Source organism: Pseudomonas sp. TH04, assembly GCF_016651355.1.
Classification (GTDB): Bacteria; Pseudomonadota; Gammaproteobacteria; order Pseudomonadales; family Pseudomonadaceae; genus Aquipseudomonas; species Aquipseudomonas fluorescens.
Genome location: NZ_JAEKEA010000001.1, coordinates 1,419,283 through 1,438,246, shown reverse-complemented (window position 1 = coordinate 1,438,246; position 18,964 = coordinate 1,419,283). Strand labels below are relative to the sequence as shown.

Annotated in this window: 19 protein-coding genes and 1 pseudogene; 10 read left to right on the top strand and 10 right to left on the bottom strand. The window is 60.3% G+C overall.

What is annotated here, in order from left to right:
- Window positions 1–6 precede the first annotated feature (6 nt).
- The 4 genes from JFT85_RS06250 to JFT85_RS06235 form a co-directional block, all read right to left on the bottom strand.
- Window positions 7–447 (bottom strand): GNAT family N-acetyltransferase, encoded by a 441-nt coding sequence (locus JFT85_RS06250; RefSeq protein WP_201229502.1) that lies wholly within the window; start codon window positions 445–447, stop codon window positions 7–9.
- 25 nt (window positions 448–472) lie between these two features.
- Window positions 473–646, bottom strand: a complete 174-nt coding sequence (locus JFT85_RS06245) for a helix-turn-helix transcriptional regulator (RefSeq protein ID WP_201229500.1) — start codon at window positions 644–646, stop codon at window positions 473–475.
- A gap of 67 nt (window positions 647–713) precedes the next feature.
- On the bottom strand, window positions 714–1,070 hold the full coding sequence (queD, locus tag JFT85_RS06240) for a 6-carboxytetrahydropterin synthase QueD (protein WP_003237990.1): 357 nt from the start codon (window positions 1,068–1,070) through the stop codon (window positions 714–716).
- A gap of 63 nt (window positions 1,071–1,133) precedes the next feature.
- Window positions 1,134–1,241 carry an AlpA family phage regulatory protein gene (locus tag JFT85_RS06235; protein ID WP_201229498.1) on the bottom strand — a complete coding sequence of 36 codons (108 nt, stop codon included), beginning with the start codon at window positions 1,239–1,241 and terminating at the stop codon, window positions 1,134–1,136.
- 86 nt (window positions 1,242–1,327) lie between these two features.
- On the opposite strand from JFT85_RS06235, the gene JFT85_RS06230 reads away from it, so the two are divergent.
- Together JFT85_RS06230 and JFT85_RS06225 are read left to right on the top strand one after the other, a co-directional pair.
- On the top strand, window positions 1,328–2,887 hold the full coding sequence (locus JFT85_RS06230; RefSeq protein WP_201229496.1) for an SGNH/GDSL hydrolase family protein: 1,560 nt from the start codon (window positions 1,328–1,330) through the stop codon (window positions 2,885–2,887).
- 19 nt (window positions 2,888–2,906) lie between these two features.
- The gene (locus JFT85_RS06225) at window positions 2,907–4,691 is read left to right on the top strand and encodes a hypothetical protein (protein WP_201229494.1); all 1,785 of its coding nucleotides are present in this window, start codon (window positions 2,907–2,909) and stop codon (window positions 4,689–4,691) included.
- 216 nt (window positions 4,692–4,907) lie between these two features.
- Here the strand turns inward: JFT85_RS06225 and JFT85_RS06220 are convergent, their stop codons facing one another.
- The gene (locus JFT85_RS06220) at window positions 4,908–5,987 is read right to left on the bottom strand and encodes a patatin-like phospholipase family protein (RefSeq protein ID WP_053255413.1); all 1,080 of its coding nucleotides are present in this window, start codon (window positions 5,985–5,987) and stop codon (window positions 4,908–4,910) included.
- Window positions 5,988–6,248: 261 nt separating this feature from the next.
- On the opposite strand from JFT85_RS06220, the gene JFT85_RS06215 reads away from it, so the two are divergent.
- Genes JFT85_RS06215 through JFT85_RS06205 form a run of 3 tightly spaced genes read left to right on the top strand, consistent with a single transcriptional unit; the run spans window position 6,249 to window position 8,556 of the window.
- On the top strand, window positions 6,249–6,572 hold the full coding sequence (locus JFT85_RS06215) for a PepSY domain-containing protein (RefSeq protein WP_053255414.1): 324 nt from the start codon (window positions 6,249–6,251) through the stop codon (window positions 6,570–6,572).
- Window positions 6,572–7,240 (top strand): response regulator transcription factor, encoded by a 669-nt coding sequence (locus JFT85_RS06210; protein ID WP_053255415.1) that lies wholly within the window; start codon window positions 6,572–6,574, stop codon window positions 7,238–7,240. Before JFT85_RS06215 ends, JFT85_RS06210 begins: the two co-directional genes overlap by 1 nt.
- Window positions 7,237–8,556: a sensor histidine kinase gene (locus tag JFT85_RS06205; protein WP_069552534.1), complete on the top strand. Its 1,320-nt coding sequence runs from the start codon at window positions 7,237–7,239 to the stop codon at window positions 8,554–8,556. Before JFT85_RS06210 ends, JFT85_RS06205 begins: the two co-directional genes overlap by 4 nt.
- A gap of 78 nt (window positions 8,557–8,634) precedes the next feature.
- Here the strand turns inward: JFT85_RS06205 and JFT85_RS06200 are convergent, their stop codons facing one another.
- The gene (locus JFT85_RS06200; protein ID WP_073636764.1) at window positions 8,635–10,782 is read right to left on the bottom strand and encodes a methyl-accepting chemotaxis protein; all 2,148 of its coding nucleotides are present in this window, start codon (window positions 10,780–10,782) and stop codon (window positions 8,635–8,637) included.
- Window positions 10,783–11,027: 245 nt separating this feature from the next.
- Between JFT85_RS06200 and JFT85_RS06195 the strand changes: the two genes are divergently transcribed.
- From JFT85_RS06195 to JFT85_RS28665, 3 genes and pseudogenes are all read left to right on the top strand, one after another.
- Window positions 11,028–12,347 (top strand): Na+/H+ antiporter family protein, encoded by a 1,320-nt coding sequence (locus tag JFT85_RS06195; RefSeq protein WP_169876524.1) that lies wholly within the window; start codon window positions 11,028–11,030, stop codon window positions 12,345–12,347.
- 63 nt (window positions 12,348–12,410) lie between these two features.
- Window positions 12,411–13,232: pseudogene (locus JFT85_RS28670) on the top strand (cache domain-containing protein); the annotation flags it as partial.
- 36 nt (window positions 13,233–13,268) lie between these two features.
- The gene (locus JFT85_RS28665; protein WP_371850838.1) at window positions 13,269–14,090 is read left to right on the top strand and encodes a methyl-accepting chemotaxis protein; all 822 of its coding nucleotides are present in this window, start codon (window positions 13,269–13,271) and stop codon (window positions 14,088–14,090) included.
- A gap of 55 nt (window positions 14,091–14,145) precedes the next feature.
- On the opposite strand, the gene trhP is transcribed toward JFT85_RS28665, so the two are convergent.
- The gene (gene trhP, locus JFT85_RS06185) at window positions 14,146–15,459 is read right to left on the bottom strand and encodes a prephenate-dependent tRNA uridine(34) hydroxylase TrhP (RefSeq protein WP_169876493.1); all 1,314 of its coding nucleotides are present in this window, start codon (window positions 15,457–15,459) and stop codon (window positions 14,146–14,148) included.
- A 358-nt stretch (window positions 15,460–15,817) separates the two neighbouring features.
- Between trhP and JFT85_RS06180 the strand changes: the two genes are divergently transcribed.
- Window positions 15,818–16,885, top strand: a complete 1,068-nt coding sequence (locus JFT85_RS06180; RefSeq protein ID WP_053255421.1) for an AI-2E family transporter — start codon at window positions 15,818–15,820, stop codon at window positions 16,883–16,885.
- A 19-nt stretch (window positions 16,886–16,904) separates the two neighbouring features.
- On the opposite strand, the gene JFT85_RS06175 is transcribed toward JFT85_RS06180, so the two are convergent.
- The 3 genes from JFT85_RS06175 to JFT85_RS06165 all read right to left on the bottom strand — a co-directional run bounded on the left by JFT85_RS06175 (window position 16,905) and on the right by JFT85_RS06165 (window position 17,959).
- Window positions 16,905–17,087 carry a hypothetical protein gene (locus tag JFT85_RS06175; RefSeq protein ID WP_053255422.1) on the bottom strand — a complete coding sequence of 61 codons (183 nt, stop codon included), beginning with the start codon at window positions 17,085–17,087 and terminating at the stop codon, window positions 16,905–16,907.
- A 91-nt stretch (window positions 17,088–17,178) separates the two neighbouring features.
- The gene (locus JFT85_RS06170) at window positions 17,179–17,373 is read right to left on the bottom strand and encodes a hypothetical protein (protein ID WP_053255423.1); all 195 of its coding nucleotides are present in this window, start codon (window positions 17,371–17,373) and stop codon (window positions 17,179–17,181) included.
- 232 nt (window positions 17,374–17,605) lie between these two features.
- Window positions 17,606–17,959 carry a hypothetical protein gene (locus JFT85_RS06165; RefSeq protein WP_053255424.1) on the bottom strand — a complete coding sequence of 118 codons (354 nt, stop codon included), beginning with the start codon at window positions 17,957–17,959 and terminating at the stop codon, window positions 17,606–17,608.
- A 156-nt stretch (window positions 17,960–18,115) separates the two neighbouring features.
- Between JFT85_RS06165 and JFT85_RS06160 the strand changes: the two genes are divergently transcribed.
- Window positions 18,116–18,934: a shikimate 5-dehydrogenase gene (locus tag JFT85_RS06160; protein WP_069552539.1), complete on the top strand. Its 819-nt coding sequence runs from the start codon at window positions 18,116–18,118 to the stop codon at window positions 18,932–18,934.
- The last annotated feature ends 30 nt before the right edge of the window (window positions 18,935–18,964 follow it).

Below are 18,964 nucleotides of genomic sequence, written 5' to 3'. Positions count from 1 at the left end.
GTTCTCCTAAAGACGCTTGGTCATGTACACACGGTGCAGGCCGTGTTCCTCGACGCGATGGGTTTCCACATAGCCGCGGCGAGTGTACAGCGTGATGTTTTCAGTCATCGCTACGTGGGTATACAGGCGGATGGTCGCGTAACCCGCAGCGAGTGCCTCTTGTTCGGCAAAGTCCATCAACTGCCGTCCGAACCCCAGGCCCTGGGCATCGGGGGTGACGGCCAGGTTTGCCAACAGCAAGTCGTCATCGGTATTGAGCAAGATGATAAAACCCTGGACCCGCCCGGCGTAGTCCAGCACGTGCACGTGTCCTGCCGCGACCCACTGGCGATAGTCCTCAAGCATCGGCCCGGGCTTGCGACCGATCCGTTCGATGTAAGGCGAATAGGCGGCCTGGACGATGGCCTCGATGGTTGCAACATCAGCAGCAGTGGCGGGGCGCATCATTGCAGCGGGCTCCTGTCAAAATCGATCAGTTGTTCGGTGCCTCGAAGATCACCTCGATACGGCGTTCGAACACCTTGGAGATCTTGAACGCCAGAGGCAAGCTCGGATCATGCCGGCCTGTTTTGATCGCATGCAAGGTGGCGCGCGATACACCCAGGTGCCGCCCATGACTGCCCACACCCAGTGGAGGCGGGTACATGCTTTATCGAGGACGCTTGCCAGGCATAAAAAAACCACCCGCAGGTGGTTCTTCAGCACGTCATCGCTTATTCGCCGCGATAGATACAGCCACTGGTGCAGGTCTCATGGATACGAATTGCACTGAGTTCCGGCAGCAAGGGTTTGAGCTCAGTCCAGATCCACTTGGCCAGCACTTCGCTGGTCGGGTTTTCCAGGCCTGGGATGTCATTGAGGTAGTTGTGGTCGAGGCGTTCATAGAGCGGCTTGAAAATCGCCTTGATCTCCGAGAAGTCGCGAATCCAGCCGGTATGGGGATCCAGGTCGCCGCTCAGGTGGATCGCCACTTTGAACGAATGCCCGTGCAGGCGCCCGCATTTGTGGCCTTCCGGTACGTGGGGCAGGCGGTGGGCGGACTCGAAGGTAAACTCTTTGAAGATTTCCACGGTGTGACCTGTAGGGCTTGTGTTGCGTGGGTTTGAAGTGATTGTCAGTGTTTGATGCACTGATCAATGTACTGATAGGTCGTTGCTGGGCGTGATTGAGGCCATCCATTCGGCGCTTGCCGACTGGCGCCAGGCGACCGAGTTGGGTCCTATTCTAACCTGTTTTGGCAACGCGCTCTTCCTGCTCGCCCATAAACCCGCATAATAGCCACCGTTTCAAGGCTCGCCACTGAGCGTTTTTTGCCTCGGGGGCAACCATGGCCTTTACCAACACAAATGCTACCGAGCCGAATGGTTCGAGCGATCGTTCAGACCTTACCTGGCGTGGAAGGCTGGGTAAAACCCTGAAGCGTTGGGCCGGCATGAAAGCGGCGCACGCCGGCACCTCGGCGCAGAAACCGTCAGCCCTTGAGCACCCGCCTGAAACTGCTGGTCTCGCACTGGTGCCGGTTGATCGAGAACCGCAACAGACCGCTGCCGATGTGGCGATATTTTCCAACCTGGGCAATTTGGACCGGCTCAATGCGGCTATTTCCGAGGGCACCGTACGCATTGCTTTTGCGGGCGATTCAATTGTCGAAGGCGATCGCGACGGCCTTTACGAGCACTCGGTTGTGTCCACGCTGATGCGGGCTTTGCGCGAGCAGAACCCTGCGATCAATTTTGTCGTGGGTAACTTCAGCCTGTCGGGCCGAGGTATCGGAGCGCTGGCAACCGAGACGTACGTGGGGCAACCCTATCCGGAAAACCTCAGTACCGGGTTTTATCGTCCTGACGGCGCTCCCGTGACTGACCAGTGGCCGGGAGGATCTGTCGCCGGTAAGTCGTGGATGGGGCACCTCAAGGATTTCGCCCCCGACTTTGTCATGGTCATGCACGGTGCTAACGATTTGTCCGGCTCGAGTGTCGGGAACACCACCGCACTTAAGTATGTAGTCGGGCTGATTGGCAACTTCCCCAAGGCTCCGTCCATTGGGGTGTCCACCACAGCCCTGCCGGCCGTTGCGGCGGGTTACCAGGAAGAGGCTCAAATCGCCGCCGATGGCGTGCGCGGCGTGGCCCGGGAACTGAACCTGACGCTGGTCGATATCAACCGGGCATTCAACCTGCTGCGTTCCGGCTTTGACGTCGACCACCTCCACTACACATGCGATGACAACGTCGCCGCATATCCAGCCGGCTGGCATATCGAGGAGGGTTCCACACTGGTCAATGCGGGTGGGCGTTCCATCAGCGGCACCGGCTCGGCACTGCAACACGCGCAGTCGCTGGACATCAAGATCAAGGCGACATTCAGCTGCCGCAACTGGGCCTTGACGACCTGCGCCCTGCGTTATCGCTCGAACGGCTCGCCCGCACACCAATACAGCGCGCAAGTCTCATCGGGCTTTCTGGCGCTGTGTTGGGGCGCAACCACCCTTGGCTACAAGACCATCGGTGAAATCGCGTCCGGCTCAAAAGTTGTGTTGCAGGTTGACGTCCGCGGTGCGCTGCACAGGGTCTATGTCAACGATGTGCTGCGACTGACGGTCTATGACTACCACTACCTGCGCCGTGGCAGCCACGGGGTGGCGATCATTGGTGGCGCAGGAGCCCTGACAGAATTTATCGTGCATAAAGGTGACTACTGCACCAATGGAGTGCCGCAGTTGAGCGATCTCGACCTTTACGGCGGTGGTGGTCACGCAACCCATACACAAACGCCGCAAGGCAATGGTATCAACCACCCAACCAAGCTGGCCAACAGGGTCTGCTGGGCGGGGGCTTTTTCGGCTCTGACGGAGCACATCCGGGTGCAAAAACAGTCGAGGCAGTGAGCGTAGAAATGACCTGCGGGTGAATGACCTTGAGTTCAGCGTATTAGGCAGCCCATTAACATGGTGGCTATTACGGAGAACAAACCCGCGCGGTTTAGTTCAACATCACTTCAGTAAACGTTTCGGCGTTCGATTTACACCTTTGCGACAAAGTAAGTGGAATTCAGTAGAATTAAAATTCTCTATTGAATTGGCGTGTCACGACGTGTCTGCTTACCCTGCGCACTACAGAACGAAACCACTGATTTTCTTGATAGCTTTTTTCATTAGCGTCCCACTCAACCTCTTCGGTTCCGGTCAATACGTCTTTGGGGCGGATCTTGCTGGCGGAGTCGCACCTGCCCAAAACGAGGCGACGTTAACCACGCCCGCGCCCGCTATTGCTGTCAGTGCTCCAAGCCCCGCGCGCGACCAGGATGCGCCGGAGGATTTCTCAACCCTGTCCAACGTCGGCAATGTGGAGCGGCTTGACGCCGCCATTAAAGAAGGCGCAGTTAGAATCGCAGTCGTCGGCGACTCTATATCCCAAGGTGATGTTGACGGGCGGTATGAAAACTCGGTGGTGGCCACATTGATGCGGTTAGCTCGTGAGCAGAATCCCGACATTGCGTTCACCTTTGGCAATTTCAGCCTTGCTGGACGCGGGATGGGCATGTATTCAAACCCCGGCTACAAGGGGGAGGTGGGGCCCGTCGACAATGCGGTGAGCGGTTTCTACAGGCAGTCGGGAAGCGAAGTAACGCGTCAATGGCCAGGCGGCTCAGTCGAAGGAAAAAGTTGGGCGGACCACGTCAAGGACTTTGCCCCTGATCTAGTAATTTATATGTTCGGGGCCAACGATCTTACGGGAAGCAGTAGTGTAAACGCCGACTATTACTTCAAGGCGCTTGATTATCAGAATACCTGGTCAAAAGTTCCGTCTACTGCTATTGCGCCTGCCGCATTACCGTCGCTTGCGTTTGGACATCAAGAGCAGGTTCAAGTCGCGGCTGACGCAGCGCGGGATGTTGCGAAAGTTCGACATCTAACGGTCCTGGATATTAACCGACTGTTCAATATTCACCGCGCCGGTGTCGATGTCGATAAGCTCAGTTTTATTCGCGACGATAACCTTGCGAGTTACCCCTCCGGCTGGAGTCCGGAAACAGGCACGACATTCGCGGTGTCCGGTTCGCCTGAGCAATACGCCCTCAAGGGGCGTGGCGCTGCGATGTTCAACAGGGCGTGCCAGGATGTCAGTTTGTCGGCTACTTTCACGATGCCCAGTTGGTCTGGACAAATTGGCGCTATTCGCTATCGGTCCATGGGCTCAGGCTTGAGTCAGTACACTGCGCAAGTCACAGCCAACCAGGTCCTGCTTTACTGGGGCGGCACTGTGATTGGTCGGTCAGCCGTTTACGCAGCCATCCCGGATGGAACGTCGGTCAGCATCAAAGTGACGGTTCGCGGGGCCAGGCACGAGGTGTATCTGAATGGCGTTAACGTTATTTCCGTGTATGACTTCAACAACCTGCGGTTCGGTAAAGTCGGCTTGGTAGTGTCAGGCGCAGAGGGCACCATCTCCAATTGGGTGGCGAATTTGGGTGTTCCTGAGGCTCACGGTGCGCCCGATTTAAACGACATTGAAATCTATGGATTAGGGGATTTCGGCACCAACCCCGGCAGTGTGGGCGGAAACACCATCAACCACCCCACCAAACTCGCGAACGCTGTTATTTGGGGCGGTGCGTTGAGTCCTTTGCTGCAGCATATCCGGTCGCAGCCAAGGGGCGGCATGCCAGCCTCGACTCAAGCCACTCACTGACGCTCGACGCTTGGCAATGTGGGGCGGCGTGCATTCTGTACGCTGCCTCATCCGTTTTGGGCGCGTGATACGCGTCTGCCTGACGCCCGCATAGTGCGTGAAGCTAGAACGCTGGCAATCTTAGTTTTTGCATCGAAATGTCAACGGCGGGGCGCTGCAGTAACGGCCTGAGCGTGCGGCGAGGACACCGCTCACGCTGAGAAGATCGCTGTTGCGTTAAAGGGCCTGCAAGTGCTCGCCCAATTTGCCGTTGTCCGCCCACTCCAGAAACTCATCCCCCAACCGTTGGCTCTCGCTCATCGCGGTTTGCCAGTATTTGTTGCGGCTCGGGTCGTCGCCCATGAAACGCTTGAAATCGCTGCGGTCCGGCAATTTGCCGTGGGGCAGGCGGGCCAGGTAGTCCTTGGACGGTGCCAGCAGTAATACATCCTGCAAACCCTGTTGATTGCTGCGTCGCCATGGCAGGCCCTTGTCGAACCAGCCGGGGATAACCCGGTCGGTAAAGTGCGGGTACAGCACGATGTCATCGCCGTGGTAGGGCAGGTCGAGGTGGTAGTCCAGCAGGCCGCCGTCACGGTAAGTGCCGGCGCCCGCGCCGGGCAGGTCGCGCACGCCTTGCATCACCATGGGGATCGAGCCGGAGGCCAGCAGTGCCTGGCGCAGGTTGCCCAGTTCCAGGTCAAGGAAGCGCGATGGGAAATCCTTCAGCGGATGTACCGGCGGCGCCTGGCGTGGGTCATGGATGATCAGCCGCTCGAAATGCCGCGACAGCCGCGCGCGGCCCCGCAGGTTGTCGGCAATCACCGACGACAGGCCCAGGCCCAGCCGCCCACGGTGGTCATCGGCAAGCAGCCCGTGGCTCTTGACCACCATGATGTTCAGGCGATAGTTGGGGTTGTCCAGCACCCGAGCATCGCGGCCGGCCAGCAGGTCATCGAGCATGCGCTGGCAGCTATGGCTGACGTCGGCCATGGTCACGCCTTTGGCAAAGCGCTGTTCGTTATACAGGCGGCCGAGGTCGAGCAGGCCTTGCACCGGGTCGGGCAGGCACGCGCTGGCAAACCGCCAGGAGCCGATGGACGCGCCGATCAGTGCGCGTTCGCGCGGCGCGCGGGGCAGCCACTCGCCGAACAGCGCCAGGTCCAGGCCCTGAATACCCAGGGCTTTGGGGCCACCGGCCGCGCCGGGGAGAATGCCGACATCTGCCGGCGCAAGGCCGTGTTCGCGAATGCGCGTAAAGGCGCGTTTGCCGGCCTTGAGGGTCAGGGCGGGAAACTTGATGTGGATGGCTGTCATACCGGTCTCTTTTGACGCGAGGAGGGCAGTATAGAAAATCTGGCGCGATGAGGGAAAAGCGCTTGGCTAAAATTGCCATGGTGGCAATTCAGTTTCAGTTAAGTTGCCAGGGTTAACGTGGGGTCGCGTAGGACATGCCCCCGGAAACGCACGCTTACGTGAAAACCCTCACGGGTTGGTTCGCCCCCCGTATCATTGTCCCATCGCCTATTTGGCCCCAGCCCATCACCGGGCCGCCCTCAAGGAACATCAGGACACGCAATGAAGGTAAATCTAAGCGCAGGCCGGCAGGTGGTGTTGGTATTGATACTCACCAGCTCAAGCCTGTCGGCCCACGACCTTGGTCAGGACGAAGCCTTGCGCCTGCGCCAAACGGGCGTTATCGCCCCGCTGGAGCACTTGTTGGGCCCGGCGTTCGAACGCTACCCAGGCGCCAAGCTGCTGGATGCCGAACTTGAAGAGCACAAGGAGCGCCCGGTGCGCTATATCTACGAAATCGAGCTGTTGACCGTCGAAGGTGTGGTACGTGAAATCGAGCTCGACGCCAGCACCGGTGAGTTACTCAAAGATAAGGAAGACGACTGATGCGCCTGCTTCTGGTGGAAGACAACGTACCGCTGGCCGATGAACTGTTGGCGGGCCTGCAGCGCCAGGGGTACGCCGTCGACTGGCTGGCCGATGGGCGCGACGCCGCGTATCAAGGCCGCAGCGAACCCTATGACTTGATCATCCTCGACCTCGGCTTGCCAGGGCTGCCCGGGCTGGAGGTGCTCGCGCAGTGGCGCGCAGCCGCCCTGGCCACCCCGGTGCTGGTGCTGACCGCACGCGATTCATGGGCCGAGCGTATCGAAGGGCTCAAGGCCGGCGCCGACGACTACCTGAGCAAACCTTTTCACCCTGAAGAACTGCACTTGCGCATCCAGGCCCTGTTGCGCCGCTCCCATGGCCAGGCCAACCAGCCGACTTTGCAAGCGGCCGGCTTGCATTTGGATGAAGGGCGCCAGTGTGTGCTGCGTGACGGTGACGAGATCCAACTGACGGCCGCCGAATTCCGCCTGCTGCGCTACTTCATGCTGCACCCGGAACAGATTCTGTCGAAAAGCCACTTGGCTGAACATTTGTATGATGGTGAGACCGAGCGTGACTCCAATGTATTGGAGGTGCACGTCAACCACCTGCGCCGCAAGCTGGGGCGCAGCGTGATTGAAACCCGGCGCGGCCAGGGTTACCGATTTGGCGCCGCCCCGGCATGAGGTCGATCCAGCGGCGCCTGAGCCTGGGGCTGATCAGCGTGATGGTGGTGGTGGGCGTGGTGCTCGCGCAGACCAGTTTGTGGCTGTTCGAGGCCGGCTTGCAGCGCTACCTGGATGCTGGGTTGCGCAACGACAGCGAGAACCTGCTGGTGGCACTGGTGCGCGGGCCGAACGGTGTGCAACTGGATGAGCAACGCCTGTCACCGGCGTATCAGCGACCGTTTTCCGGGCACTATTTCCGCATTGATTTTGCCGACGAGCACTGGCGTTCACGCTCGCTCTGGGACCAGGAGTTGCCGCGCCTGCCCGAGGCCGGGCTCAAGGGTAACCTGCAATTGGGGCCGGAAGGTCAGCAACTGCTGGTGTTGCGTTCGGACTACAAGCGCTTCGGCCAGTCGATTTCAATCAGCGTGGCTCAGGACTACACGCCTGTGCGGGAAAGCTTTCGCCTGATGCGCCAGATTGGTCTGGTGCTGGGGCTGGCGGCGCTGTTACTGGTGCTGATCCTGCAACGGGTCACGGTGCGCCGCGCCTTGCGGCCGCTGGAAACCGCCCGTGAGCAGATTGCTCAGCTGCAACAGGGCCAGCGCTCGCAACTTGATACTCAAGTGCCGCTGGAACTCGAGCCGCTGGTGGCGCAGATCAACCACCTGTTGGCCCACACCGAAGACAGCCTCAAGCGTTCGCGCAATGCCTTGGGCAACCTCGGCCACGCGCTGAAAACGCCGTTGGCGGTGTTATTGAGTGCGGCGTCAAGCGAGGTGCTCAAGGACCATCCGCAGCTGAGCAAGTTGCTGCGTGACCAGCTTGAGCAGGTGCAACAACGCCTCAACCGCGAACTTAACCGTGCCCGTCTTGCCGGTGAAACGCTGCCGGGGACCTTGTTTGATTGTGAAAAGGAACTGCCCGGCCTGCTGGCCACGTTGAACATGATTCACGGCGAACACTTGGACTTGAGCTACCACGTTGCGCCCGGCCTGCAACTGCCCTGGGACCGCGAAGATCTGCTGGAGTTGTTGGGCAACCTGCTGGACAACGCCTGCAAATGGGCGGACGCCGAAGTGCGCTTGAATGTCAGCGAAACCGCGCACAGCTATCTGCTGGCGATCGAGGACGACGGCCCGGGCATCCCGCAGGCCCAGCGCGACCAGGTGTTCAGCCGTGGCACGCGCCTGGATGAACAGGTCGACGGCCATGGCCTCGGTCTAGGGATTGTGCGGGATATCGTCGAGGTGTGGGGCGGGGTGCTGCAGTTGCAGGAGAGTGAGCAGGGTGGGCTCAAAGTGCTGATCGAGCTGCCCAAGCGCCACGGTTGACACCGCGCAGGTCAACCCGTGGGCGGGGGCTTTCACTCACCTGGGCCCTTCATCGGGCCCAGGGTGTGTGCCATTCGCTTAAACGCGGAACTGATCCATCAGCCCCTGCTGCTGATTCGCCAGGCTGTTCAACGCCTGGCTGACCCGCGCCGATTCGTTCGCTTGCTCCGACAACGACTCGGTCACATCTCGAATCGTCGCGACATTGCTGTTGATCTCTTCGGCCACCGCGCTTTGTTCTTCGGCGGCGCTGGCGATTTGCAGGTTCATGTCGCTGATGACCGTGACGGCCTCGCCGATCTGGCGCAGGGCGGTGACCGCCTGGCCGACCTGCTCGACACTGCCCTGAGCCTGGCGATAGCTGTTGCCCATGGAACTGACCACCTCGGTGGTGCCGCTTTGCAGATGCTCGATCACCAGGCGGGTTTCTTCTACCGACTCCTGGGTGCGTCGCGCCAGGTTGCGGACCTCGTCGGCGACCACCGCAAAGCCACGGCCGGCCTCACCGGCGCGCGCGGCTTCGATGGCAGCGTTGAGCGCCAGCAGATTGGTCTGCTCGGCAATGCCGCGAATCACTTCCAACACCGAACCGATTTTCTCGCTATTGGCGGCCAGGCCTTCGACCTGGGCCATGGCCGTACTCATATCGGCCGCCAGGTGGCCGATGTTGGTGGTGGTGCGGTCGATCACGGTCAAGCCTTCACGGGTGGCCTGGTCGGCGTCGCGCGCAGCCTGTGCCGCTTGGGCGGCGCTGCGGGCCACATCCTGGGCGGTGGCGCTCATTTCGTGGGAAGCGGTCGCCACCTGATCGACCTGGCGGTATTGCTGCTCCATGCCGGCGCTGGTTTCGCTGGCAATCGCGGCGGACTGGTCGGCGGTGCCACGGGCGTCCTGCACCGAGCGTTTCACCTGGGCAATAATCGGTTGCAGCTTGTCCAGGAAGCGGTTAAACCAGCCGGCCAGTTGCCCCAGCTCATCCTTTTTGTCATAGGCCAGGCGGCGGGTCAGGTCGCCTTCGCCGCTGGCGATGTCTTCCAGCATGCGGGCCACGCCGAGGATCGGTCGGGTTACGCTGCGCGCCATCAGCCACACCAGGATCAAGCCAATCACCGCGGCCAGCAGGCCCAGGCTCAGTTCCAGCCAGGTGCCACGGGCGTTATCGGCGTCCAACTGTGTCTTGAGCGCTTCGGCGGGGCCGACCAGGACTTTTTCCGGCACATCCAGCAACACACCCCACGGTTTGCCGCCGGGAATCGGTGTGAAGGGCGCCAGCACCTTGAGTTGGTGGTCGGCGCGCAGGCTGCGGGTCTGCGTGCTGCTGGCCAGGGCATTGATCAATTGCGCACCGCTGGCGGGGTCGACCTTGTCCAGGCGCTGGCTGAGTTTGCTGGCGTCCGCGCTGTAGCCGGCGAGCAAGCCGGTGGGGCTGAGGATGCTGACCTGGGTCTGGCCGTCATACAGCTTCTGGCTGGCTTGTTGGCTAACGGCCTGCAGGCTGTTGAGGTTGATGTCCGCCGACAACGAGGCGATGACTTTGCCATTGACCATCAGCGGGAAGACGATGCTGGTCATCAGCACGTTTTGCCCGTCGATCATATAAAAGTACGGTTCGATGACGCAGGGTTTCAGGGTGGTGCGCGGGCAGGTGAACCAGGCGTTGGCTTTCTCGCCGCTGGGGCCTGTGCTGGTGTCGGACATGTCGCTTTCGGGCAATGCCATGGAGGTCAGTTTGCCGGGTGTCGGCTGCGACCAGTAGAGAGCGAATCGGCCTTTGTCGTTGCTGCCCAGTTCGGCCTGGTTGGCGAACAACTCATCCTTGCCGTCCAGCGCATTGGCTTCGAACACCAGCGACAAACCGAGCAAGTCCGGGTTGGCCTGCAGCGCAGCCTTGACCTGGCGGGTCAGGTCTTCGCGCGTGTCGAAGGCGTCGAGAAAGCGTTTTTCAGCCTGTTCGCGCAAAAACAGCACCTGGCGTGAAAAGCCGTGGCCGTACTGGAAGGCATCCATGAATTGCTGGCGAATACCCAGCGCCTGTCCTTCACCTTGCGCCTCGATGCGGGCCTGGGCGGACTCGTCGAGCATCTGCATGCTGGAGGCCTTGACCTGTTGCGAGCTCTGCTCCATGCGGTACAGCGACAGACCCACCAGCAGGGTCACGATTCCCAGCAGGCAGAGGCCGGCGAGCAGGGTGATTTTCCATTGTATGGAGAGCTGTCTGAGGGACATCGAGGAGCATCCTTAGCCTGAAAACACAGAGAGTCAGGCTATCGGCCGCTTTTCGGCTTTCTTTATTGTTTAAACGTTCAATTGAAAGCTGAAAAGCGACGCCGTTTTTTGACATGCGCGCCCGGCTGCTGCAAAGTGCGCGCCCTCTAATAAGACCTCTTAAAGCCTGCACGCTGGCGCCACCTCAATGGCCGCCCGGGCGCGGGTATGCCTGGTTTTTGTGTTTCTGTCTTGAGGTAACCATGATTAACGCAGTCATCGCCGCGGTCGGCACCATGCTGGTGCTCAGCCTGTCCCGCGTGCATGTGGTCATCGCCATTATTGTCGGCGCCCTGGTGGGTGGCTTGACCGGTGGCCTTGGCATCGAGGCCACGCTCAAGGCGTTCAACGGTGGTTTGGGCGGCGGTGCGACCGTGGCGCTGTCCTACGCCTTGCTCGGCGCTTTCGCGGTGGCGATTGCCAAATCCGGCTTGGCTCATGCCTTGGCGGACAAGGCGCTGCTATTAGTCGATCGTCAGGAAGCCAGCGGCGGCAGCCACGTCAAATGGCTGCTGATCGGCCTGTTGTGGGTGGTAGCGATTGCGTCGCAGAACATCCTGCCGATCCATATCGCGTTTATCCCGTTGCTGGTGCCGCCGCTGTTATACGTGTTGACCAAGCTGCAACTGGACCGCCGCCTGATCGCCTGCGTGATGACCTTCGGCCTGATCACGCCTTACATGTTCCTGCCGGTAGGCTTCGGGAATATCTTCCTTAACCAGATCCTGCTGGCCAATGTGGCCAAGAGCGGCGTGGACATCAGCCAGGTCAATGTCACCCACGCCATGGGCCTGCCCGCGTTAGGCATGGTGGTCGGCCTGCTGGTGGCGGTGTTTGTCAGCTATCGCAAAAAGCGCGTGTACGACCTGGAAAAAATCGAGCGGGTCGAGCAAGTCGCGGTGCAGTACAACCCGCTGACCTTGCTGGTGGCCGGGCTGGCGATTGCTTCGGCGTTCATTATTCAACTGTGGCTGGACTCGATGATTATCGGTGCCCTGGCCGGCTTCCTGATCTTCTCGGTGTCGGGCATCGTGCGCTGGCGTGAGACCGACGACCTGTTTACCGAAGGCATGAAAATGATGGCGATGATCGGCTTCATCATGATCGCCTCTTCGGGGTTTGCCGAAGTGCTCAAAGCCACCGGTGATGTGCGTTCGCTGGTGGAAACATCGGCGGCATTCATCGGCCATAGCCGTGGGGTGGGCGCGTTGCTGATGCTGCTGGTAGGCCTGCTGGTGACCATGGGCATTGGTTCGTCGTTTTCCACGGTGCCGATTCTTGCCGCGATTTTCGTACCGCTTTGTGTGCAACTGGGCTTCAGCCCGTTGGCCATTGTGTGCATTGTCGGCACGGCCGGTGCGCTGGGCGACGCCGGCTCGCCTGCGTCAGACTCAACGCTCGGCCCGACCTCCGGCTTGAACATCGACGGCCAGCACCACCATATCTGGGACACGGTGGTGCCGACTTTCCTGCACTACAACATTCCATTGCTGGCGTTTGGCTGGATTGCTGCGATGACGCTCTAACCTACAGATAATTTGTAACTGGCCGTTAACCTCTCAAGTCGCCACGAATAAGAGAGAAAAGCTATGCGTCTGAGTTTGAAGGCCAAAGTCCTGTCCCTCGCCGTAGTGCCGGTGTTGCTGTTTGCGGTGGTCATCAGCCTGACCACCGTGTGGATGCTCCAGGGCCAGGCGCGCAACGAGGTGGATGAAACCCGCCAGCGCCTGCTCAACGACGCCAAAACCACGCTGAAAAGTTATGTGGAAGTGGCCATGACCACCGTCAAGCCGCTCTACGATGCTGCCGCGCCGGGCGACACCGCCGCGCGGGCGGAGGTGGTCAAACTGCTCTCCAACACCACCTACGGCAAGGACGGCTACTTCTTCGGCTACGACTCCGAGACCATTCGCCTGTTCAAGGGCAACAGCCCGGACGGCGTTGGCAAGAGCTTCAAGGACAACCGCGACCCCAATGGGGTCTACGTCAACCGCGACCTGGTCAAGGTCGGTAAAGACGGCACTCACTATCTGCAATACAGCTCGACCCAGCCGGGGCAGACCGAACTGGTGCCCAAGCTGGGTTACACCGAGTACCTGCCGAAGTGGGACATGGTGATCGGTACGTCGGTCAACCTCGACGGCATTGAAGCCCAGGTGGCGGTGGTCGAGGCCAAGGTCGAGAAACGCATGGAAGGCGTGCTGCTGAGTATTCTCGGCGTGGCCGTGGTGGTGCTGTTGGTGATTGCTGCCGTGGGCATGGTGACGGCCAATACCATCCTGCGTCCGCTGAACCTGATGAAAGCCAACCTCGACGATATCGCGGCGGGCGAGGGCGACTTGACCCGCCGCCTGGCCATTACCAGTCAGGACGAACTGGGCGATCTGGCCGGCGCATTCAACCGTTTTGTCGACAAGATCCACAGCCTGGTGCGCCAGATCACCGAGATGACTGCGCAGCTCACCGGCCTGGTGAGCCAGGTGTCGGACCAGGCCCAGCGTTCCGAGCAGGCCATGGAGCGCCAGCGCCATGAAACCGATCAGGTCGCTACCGCGATCAACCAGATGTCTTCCGCTGCGCAAGAAGTTGCGCGCAGTGCGCAGGGTGCGTCGGTGGCGGCACAGCAAACCGATGTGGAAGGCCAGGCCGCCAAGCGTGTGGTGGACGGCAGCATCGCGCAGATCCATGCCCTGGTGAACGATATTCGCAGCAGCGGCGTGTCCCTCGACAGCCTGCAACAGGACGTGTCGTCGATTGTCAGTGTGCTTGGCGTAATCCGCTCGATTGCCGAGCAGACCAACCTGCTGGCGCTCAACGCTGCCATCGAAGCCGCGCGGGCCGGCGAGGCCGGGCGTGGTTTTGCCGTGGTCGCCGACGAGGTCCGCGCCCTGGCCAGTCGCACCCAGACCAGCACCCAGGAAATCCAGGGCATGATCGACCGCCTGCAAAAAGGCACCGAAGCCGCTGTAGATTCGATGCGCCGCTCCAGCGATGCGGGCGACGGCACCTCAGCCCGCGCCAACGAAGCCGGGGCCTCGCTGGACACCATGGCCCAATTGATCGGCACGATTAATTCCATGAACGCGCAGATTGCCAGCGCGGCGGAAGAACAGACCGCCGTGGCCGAAGAGATCAACCGCAGCGTGCATCAGATCGCCGTGGCGGTGGACAGCGTGGCTGATGAAACCCAACTGGGTGCCCAGACCTCACGTAGCCTGGCGGACCTCGGCCAGCGGTTGGGGCAGCTTGTCGGTCAGTTCCGGATCTGACCACATCTGGCTTGGCGGCAGGGTTGTCTGGCGTTAAAACCAGGCCGGCGCCCTGTCAGATATCCCGCATCAGCAAGCCAAACTGCAGGTCCATCTGTGCCGGCAGCGGCACATAAACGGTGTGCCCATCCCCGGGCGCCACCTCGATGGCTTCGCCCTGGGCGTTGTGCAGCGTGGCCAGGTCGAAGTGAAAGTTTCCGGCGGGGGTCATCAGTTCCAGGTGATGACCCACGGCAAAGCGGTTTTTCACCTTGACCTCGGCCAGCTCGCCCCGGCGCTCGCCGGTCAATTCGCCGACAAACTGCTGACGTTCCGATACCGAGCTGCCGTTCTGGTAGTTCTGGTATTCGTCATGCACATGACGGCGCAAAAAACCTTCGGTGTAGCCGCGTTGCGCCAGGGACTCCAGGTCGGTCATCAGGTTACGGTCAAAGGCTCGGCCGGCCACCGCATCATCAATGGCTTTGCGATACACCTGGGTGGTGCGCGCGCAGTAGAAGTGGGATTTGGTACGGCCTTCGATCTTCAGCGAATGCACGCCCATGTGGGTCAGGCGTTCCACATGCTGCACCGCGCGCAGGTCCTTGGCGTTCATGATGTAGGTGCCGTGCTCGTCCTCGAACGCGGGCATCTGTTCATCGGGGCGCTGGGTTTCTTGGAGCAGAAACACCTGATCGGTCGGCGCGCCGATTCCCAGTGTAGGCTGAAATTCCTGGACGATATCGCCGGTGGCGTTCTCCACCGCCGGCATGGCCTGGTATTTCCAACGGCAGGCATTGGTGCAGGTGCCCTGGTTGGCGTCGCGTTTGTTCATGTACCCGGACAGCAGGCAGCGCCCGGAATAGGCCATGCATAAAGCACCGTGCACGAACACTTCCAGCTCCATCGCCGGCACGTGCTGGCGAATTTCACCGATCTCTTCCAGTGACAGCTCCCGCGACAGAATCACCCGGCAGATGCCTTGCTGCTGCCAGAACTCCACACTGGCCCAATTCACCGTGTTGGCCTGCACCGACAAGTGAATCGGCATCGAGGGGAAGTGGCGCCGCACCAGCATGATCAGCCCCGGGTCGGACATGATCAGCGCATCCGGGCCCATCGCGATGACGGGGGCCAGGTCTTTGAGGAAGGTTTTCAGTTTGGCGTTGTGCGGCGCGATATTCACCACCACGTAGAAACGTTTGCCCAGTGCGTGGGCTTCGTGGATGCCGAGCGCCAGGTTGGCATGGTCGAACTCATTGTTACGCACCCGCAGGCTGTAACGCGGCTGGCCGGCGTAGACCGCATCGGCGCCGTAGGCGAAGGCATAGCGCATGTTTTTCAGGGTGCCGGCGGGGGCGAGCAACTCGGGGGCGATCACAGGGGGCATGGGCTCAAGTCGTAAAAGGTCGCGAGGGTAAAGGAGCCGGCAGCCGCTTTTATTGATCCAGATCGTCCTTTTGCTGATTTTGTATCGCCAGCGGGTTCGTGACGCGCGCGCGATACCTCAAGCGCCTCCGAGCCGTACGTAAAGCCCTGGACGCAGTGCTCCGAAACGGATCGCCTGATGGGCACCGGCGTGCGCCCTGCGGAATAAGTGCTCTATTGAGTGAGGCGCGGTCGGATGCCTCAAGCCATTGAGCGATGCGGTCTATGCTCGTTCTATAAACAAGGGCACTCCCAGGTTTCGCAGCGGACTAAGCATCAGGGCTTACGAAGGCCCTTTGCTTTTCTGACATGGACCGGACATGAACCAAACGAACCTGCAATTCAAAACCCTGCTGTTGTTGCTGGCCCTGGTGACCATCGCCTTTATCTGGATATTGCTGCCGTTCTACGGCGCGGTGTTCTGGGCGGTGATCCTCGGCATTATCTTTGCCCCGATGCAGCGGCGCCTGCAGCTGCGGTTTGGCTGGAACCGCAACCTGACATCCCTGGCCACCCTGACGGTGTGCCTGCTGATTGCCATTTTGCCGGTGATCATTACCAGCGTGCTGCTGGTGCAAGAGGGCGCGACCCTCTATAACAATATCGAGAGCGGAAAGCTGGATGTGGCGGGGTATATCGAGCAGTTCAAAAACGTGCTGCCGCCGTACTTCCAGCACCTGCTTGACCGCTTCGGCATGGGCAACCTGGAAGGCCTGCGGGAAAAAATCGTCAAGAGTGCAATGCAAGGCAGCCAGTTCTTTGCAACCCAGGCATTCAGCTTCGGCCAGGGTACTTTTGATTTCCTGGTGAGCTTTTTCATCATGCTGTATCTGCTGTTTTTCCTGCTGCGCGACGGCCCGGAACTGGTGCGCAAGGTCCGTACGGCGGTGCCGCTGGCCGAGCCGCAAAAGCGTCGGTTGCAGCTCAAGTTCAACCGGGTGGTACGCGCGACGGTCAAGGGCAACGTGCTGGTGGCGGTGACCCAAGGTGCGCTGGGAGGGTTGATCTTCTGGTTTCTGGACATTCCCAGTGCGTTGCTCTGGGCGGTGCTGATGGCGTTTCTTTCGCTGTTGCCGGCGGTCGGCGCAGGAATAGTATGGGCGCCGGTGGCTGCCTACTTCCTCTTGAGCGGGTCGATCTGGCAGGGCGTGGTGCTGGGACTGTTCGGCGTGTTCGTGATTGGCTTGGTGGACAATGTGCTGCGCCCGATCCTGGTAGGTAAGGACACCAAGATGCCGGATTACCTGATTTTGATCTCGACCTTGGGCGGCCTGTCGGTGTTCGGCCTGAACGGGTTTGTGATCGGCCCGCTGGTAGCGGCGCTGTTTATGTCCAGTTGGGCGTTGTTCGTGGAAAGCAAACCACGGGTCAAACTGCCGTTGCCCTAGACGTTACAGCGAGTGACGCTCAAGCGTGGAGCCTGAAGTTCGACGCTTGCTGCAGCTGTTTTTCGGCGGCGGACAACGAGGTGAGCGGGCCGCTGATGGGCTCGCCATCGCGCACCAGATACCAACAGGCCAGCAAGCCGTGCTCACGAAGAGGGGCGGGGACTGCGCTGCCGATGACGGACATGATCTGAACAGTAGGCATAAATACCTCCAATGGCGATGGAGTTCACCATACTGGCTGTTTGCCCGTAGGAAAAATCACCAGTCTCGATAGTCGACATTAACGCCAGGCGTCAATCCACCACTTGATCGAGCATGGAAACCACTTCCTGTTCACTGAGCAGCCCCTTACGCACCAGGTTTTCCGCCAGCAGCGAGAGGAATTTTGCGCTGCGGTGGCCCTCAAGGTGCTTGAGTTCGGTCAGTGCGCTGTAGACCTTGCTGGATGTGCACAGGCCAGCGGTTCGATGGGGGTTTTGCGTGGGCATGGTCAGTCGTCCTTGTTGTTATTGGGTGGACAGTGTCGATAGTGAGAGTGTTGGGTGACACAAACATGACAGCGCGAGGCGCCTTCGAGCAAGGGGTCATTGGCCATAATCATGTGCGATTACTCGCGGAACATTGTCCTCATAGCGACCTTGGCAGGACGAATCCGGACTTTTCAGGCAAAAAAAGGCCCCGCGTGTCGGCGAGGCCTGTGTCTGTCAGCTCAATTGCGTGTTACCAGCCGCGACCATAGTAGCCGTGGGGAGGGCCGTAATAGCCGCGCGGTGGGCCGTAATAGACCGGCGCCGGGCGGTAATAAACCTGTTGTTGCACATACACCGGCGGTGGCGGTGCGTAGTAGACCGGGGGCGGCGCGGCGTACACCGGTTGCGGCTGGACATACACCGGTTGCTGCACGTAGACCGGCTGGGATTGGCTGGCAACCACGGAGCCCACTACGGCGGCGCCGACCAAAGCACCCAACACGGCCGGGCCACCCCAACCACCACCGTGGGCGGAGGCTTGGCCTGCCATAGCGAGTGCGCCGATAAGCAAGGCGATTTTGGGGATTTTACGGATCATGGTCATTCCTCGGTTAGCCCCTGCGCTTGTGGTCTGCAATCAATAGACTCAAGGATTGTCGCGGGGATACTTTTAAGACAACGTATTTCTGAAAAACAGCACGGCCGATAGGTAAAGGTTGTGTAAGGATCTGTACCGAATTGCTTACTTAAGGAGTTACCCATGCAGATGCACCCCAACAAGGACACCCAACTGTGCATGTCATTGTCGGCGCGGCCTGGGAATTTTGGCTTGCGTTTCCATAACCATCTGTACGAACAGCTGGGTTTGAATTTTTATTATAAAGCGTTCAGTAGCCAGGATTTGCCCGGTGCGATCGGTGGTATTCGGGCGCTGGGCATTCGTGGTTGCGGTGTGTCCATGCCCTTCAAGGAGGCCAGTATCGCCTTGGTCGACGAGCTGGACGAGTCGGTCAAGGCCATCACCTCCCTTAACACCATCGTCAACACCAACGGCCATCTCAAGGCCTACAACACTGACTATATTGCTATCGAACAACTGCTGAAAAAGCACGCGGTGCCAAAAGACTCGAGCTTTGCCCTGCGTGGCAGCGGCGGCATGGCCAAGGCCGTGGCCAGTGCCTTGCGCGACGGTGGTTATGCCAACGGCGTGATTGTCGCGCGCAATGAGGCGGCAGGCCGGGCGTTGGCACAAGGTCTGGGGTATGAGTGGCAAGCGCAATTGGGTGATTTGCGCCCGCAGATGTTGGTCAACGTGACGCCGATTGGCATGACCGGCGGGGCGGAAGCCGACCAGTTAGCCTTTGAGGCTGACGCTGTGGATGCTGCTGACACCGTCTTTGATGTGGTGGCGATCCCGGCCGAAACACCGCTGATTGTGCGTGGCCGCGCCCAGGGTAAGCGGGTGATTACCGGGCTGGAAGTGATCGCGATTCAGGCGTTGGAGCAGTTTGTGCTGTACACCGGCGTGCGGCCGACGCAGGCGCAGTTTGAACAAGCCGTGGCGTTTGCCCGAGCCTAGCGAACCCGGCAGAACCCATGTGGGGGCTGG

Bases quoted from the DNA above. Each gene is read 5' to 3' on its own strand.
- JFT85_RS28665 (WP_371850838.1), top strand. From the start codon at position 13,269: ATGACTGCGCAGCTCACCGGCCTGGTGAGCCAGGTGTCGGACCAGGCC.
- JFT85_RS06180 (WP_053255421.1), top strand. From the start codon at position 15,818: ATGAACCAAACGAACCTGCAATTCAAAACCCTGCTGTTGTTGCTGGCC.
- JFT85_RS06205 (WP_069552534.1), top strand. From the start codon at position 7,237: ATGAGGTCGATCCAGCGGCGCCTGAGCCTGGGGCTGATCAGCGTGATG.
- trhP (WP_169876493.1), bottom strand. From the start codon at position 15,459: ATGCCCCCTGTGATCGCCCCCGAGTTGCTCGCCCCCGCCGGCACCCTG.
- JFT85_RS06210 (WP_053255415.1), top strand. From the start codon at position 6,572: ATGCGCCTGCTTCTGGTGGAAGACAACGTACCGCTGGCCGATGAACTG.
- JFT85_RS06220 (WP_053255413.1), bottom strand. From the start codon at position 5,987: ATGACAGCCATCCACATCAAGTTTCCCGCCCTGACCCTCAAGGCCGGC.
- JFT85_RS06245 (WP_201229500.1), bottom strand. From the start codon at position 646: ATGTACCCGCCTCCACTGGGTGTGGGCAGTCATGGGCGGCACCTGGGT.
- JFT85_RS06165 (WP_053255424.1), bottom strand. From the start codon at position 17,959: ATGACCATGATCCGTAAAATCCCCAAAATCGCCTTGCTTATCGGCGCA.
- JFT85_RS06160 (WP_069552539.1), top strand. From the start codon at position 18,116: ATGCAGATGCACCCCAACAAGGACACCCAACTGTGCATGTCATTGTCG.
- JFT85_RS06230 (WP_201229496.1), top strand. From the start codon at position 1,328: ATGGCCTTTACCAACACAAATGCTACCGAGCCGAATGGTTCGAGCGAT.
- JFT85_RS06215 (WP_053255414.1), top strand. From the start codon at position 6,249: ATGAAGGTAAATCTAAGCGCAGGCCGGCAGGTGGTGTTGGTATTGATA.
- JFT85_RS06200 (WP_073636764.1), bottom strand. From the start codon at position 10,782: ATGTCCCTCAGACAGCTCTCCATACAATGGAAAATCACCCTGCTCGCC.
- JFT85_RS06175 (WP_053255422.1), bottom strand. From the start codon at position 17,087: ATGCCTACTGTTCAGATCATGTCCGTCATCGGCAGCGCAGTCCCCGCC.
- JFT85_RS06170 (WP_053255423.1), bottom strand. From the start codon at position 17,373: ATGCCCACGCAAAACCCCCATCGAACCGCTGGCCTGTGCACATCCAGC.
- JFT85_RS06250 (WP_201229502.1), bottom strand. From the start codon at position 447: ATGATGCGCCCCGCCACTGCTGCTGATGTTGCAACCATCGAGGCCATC.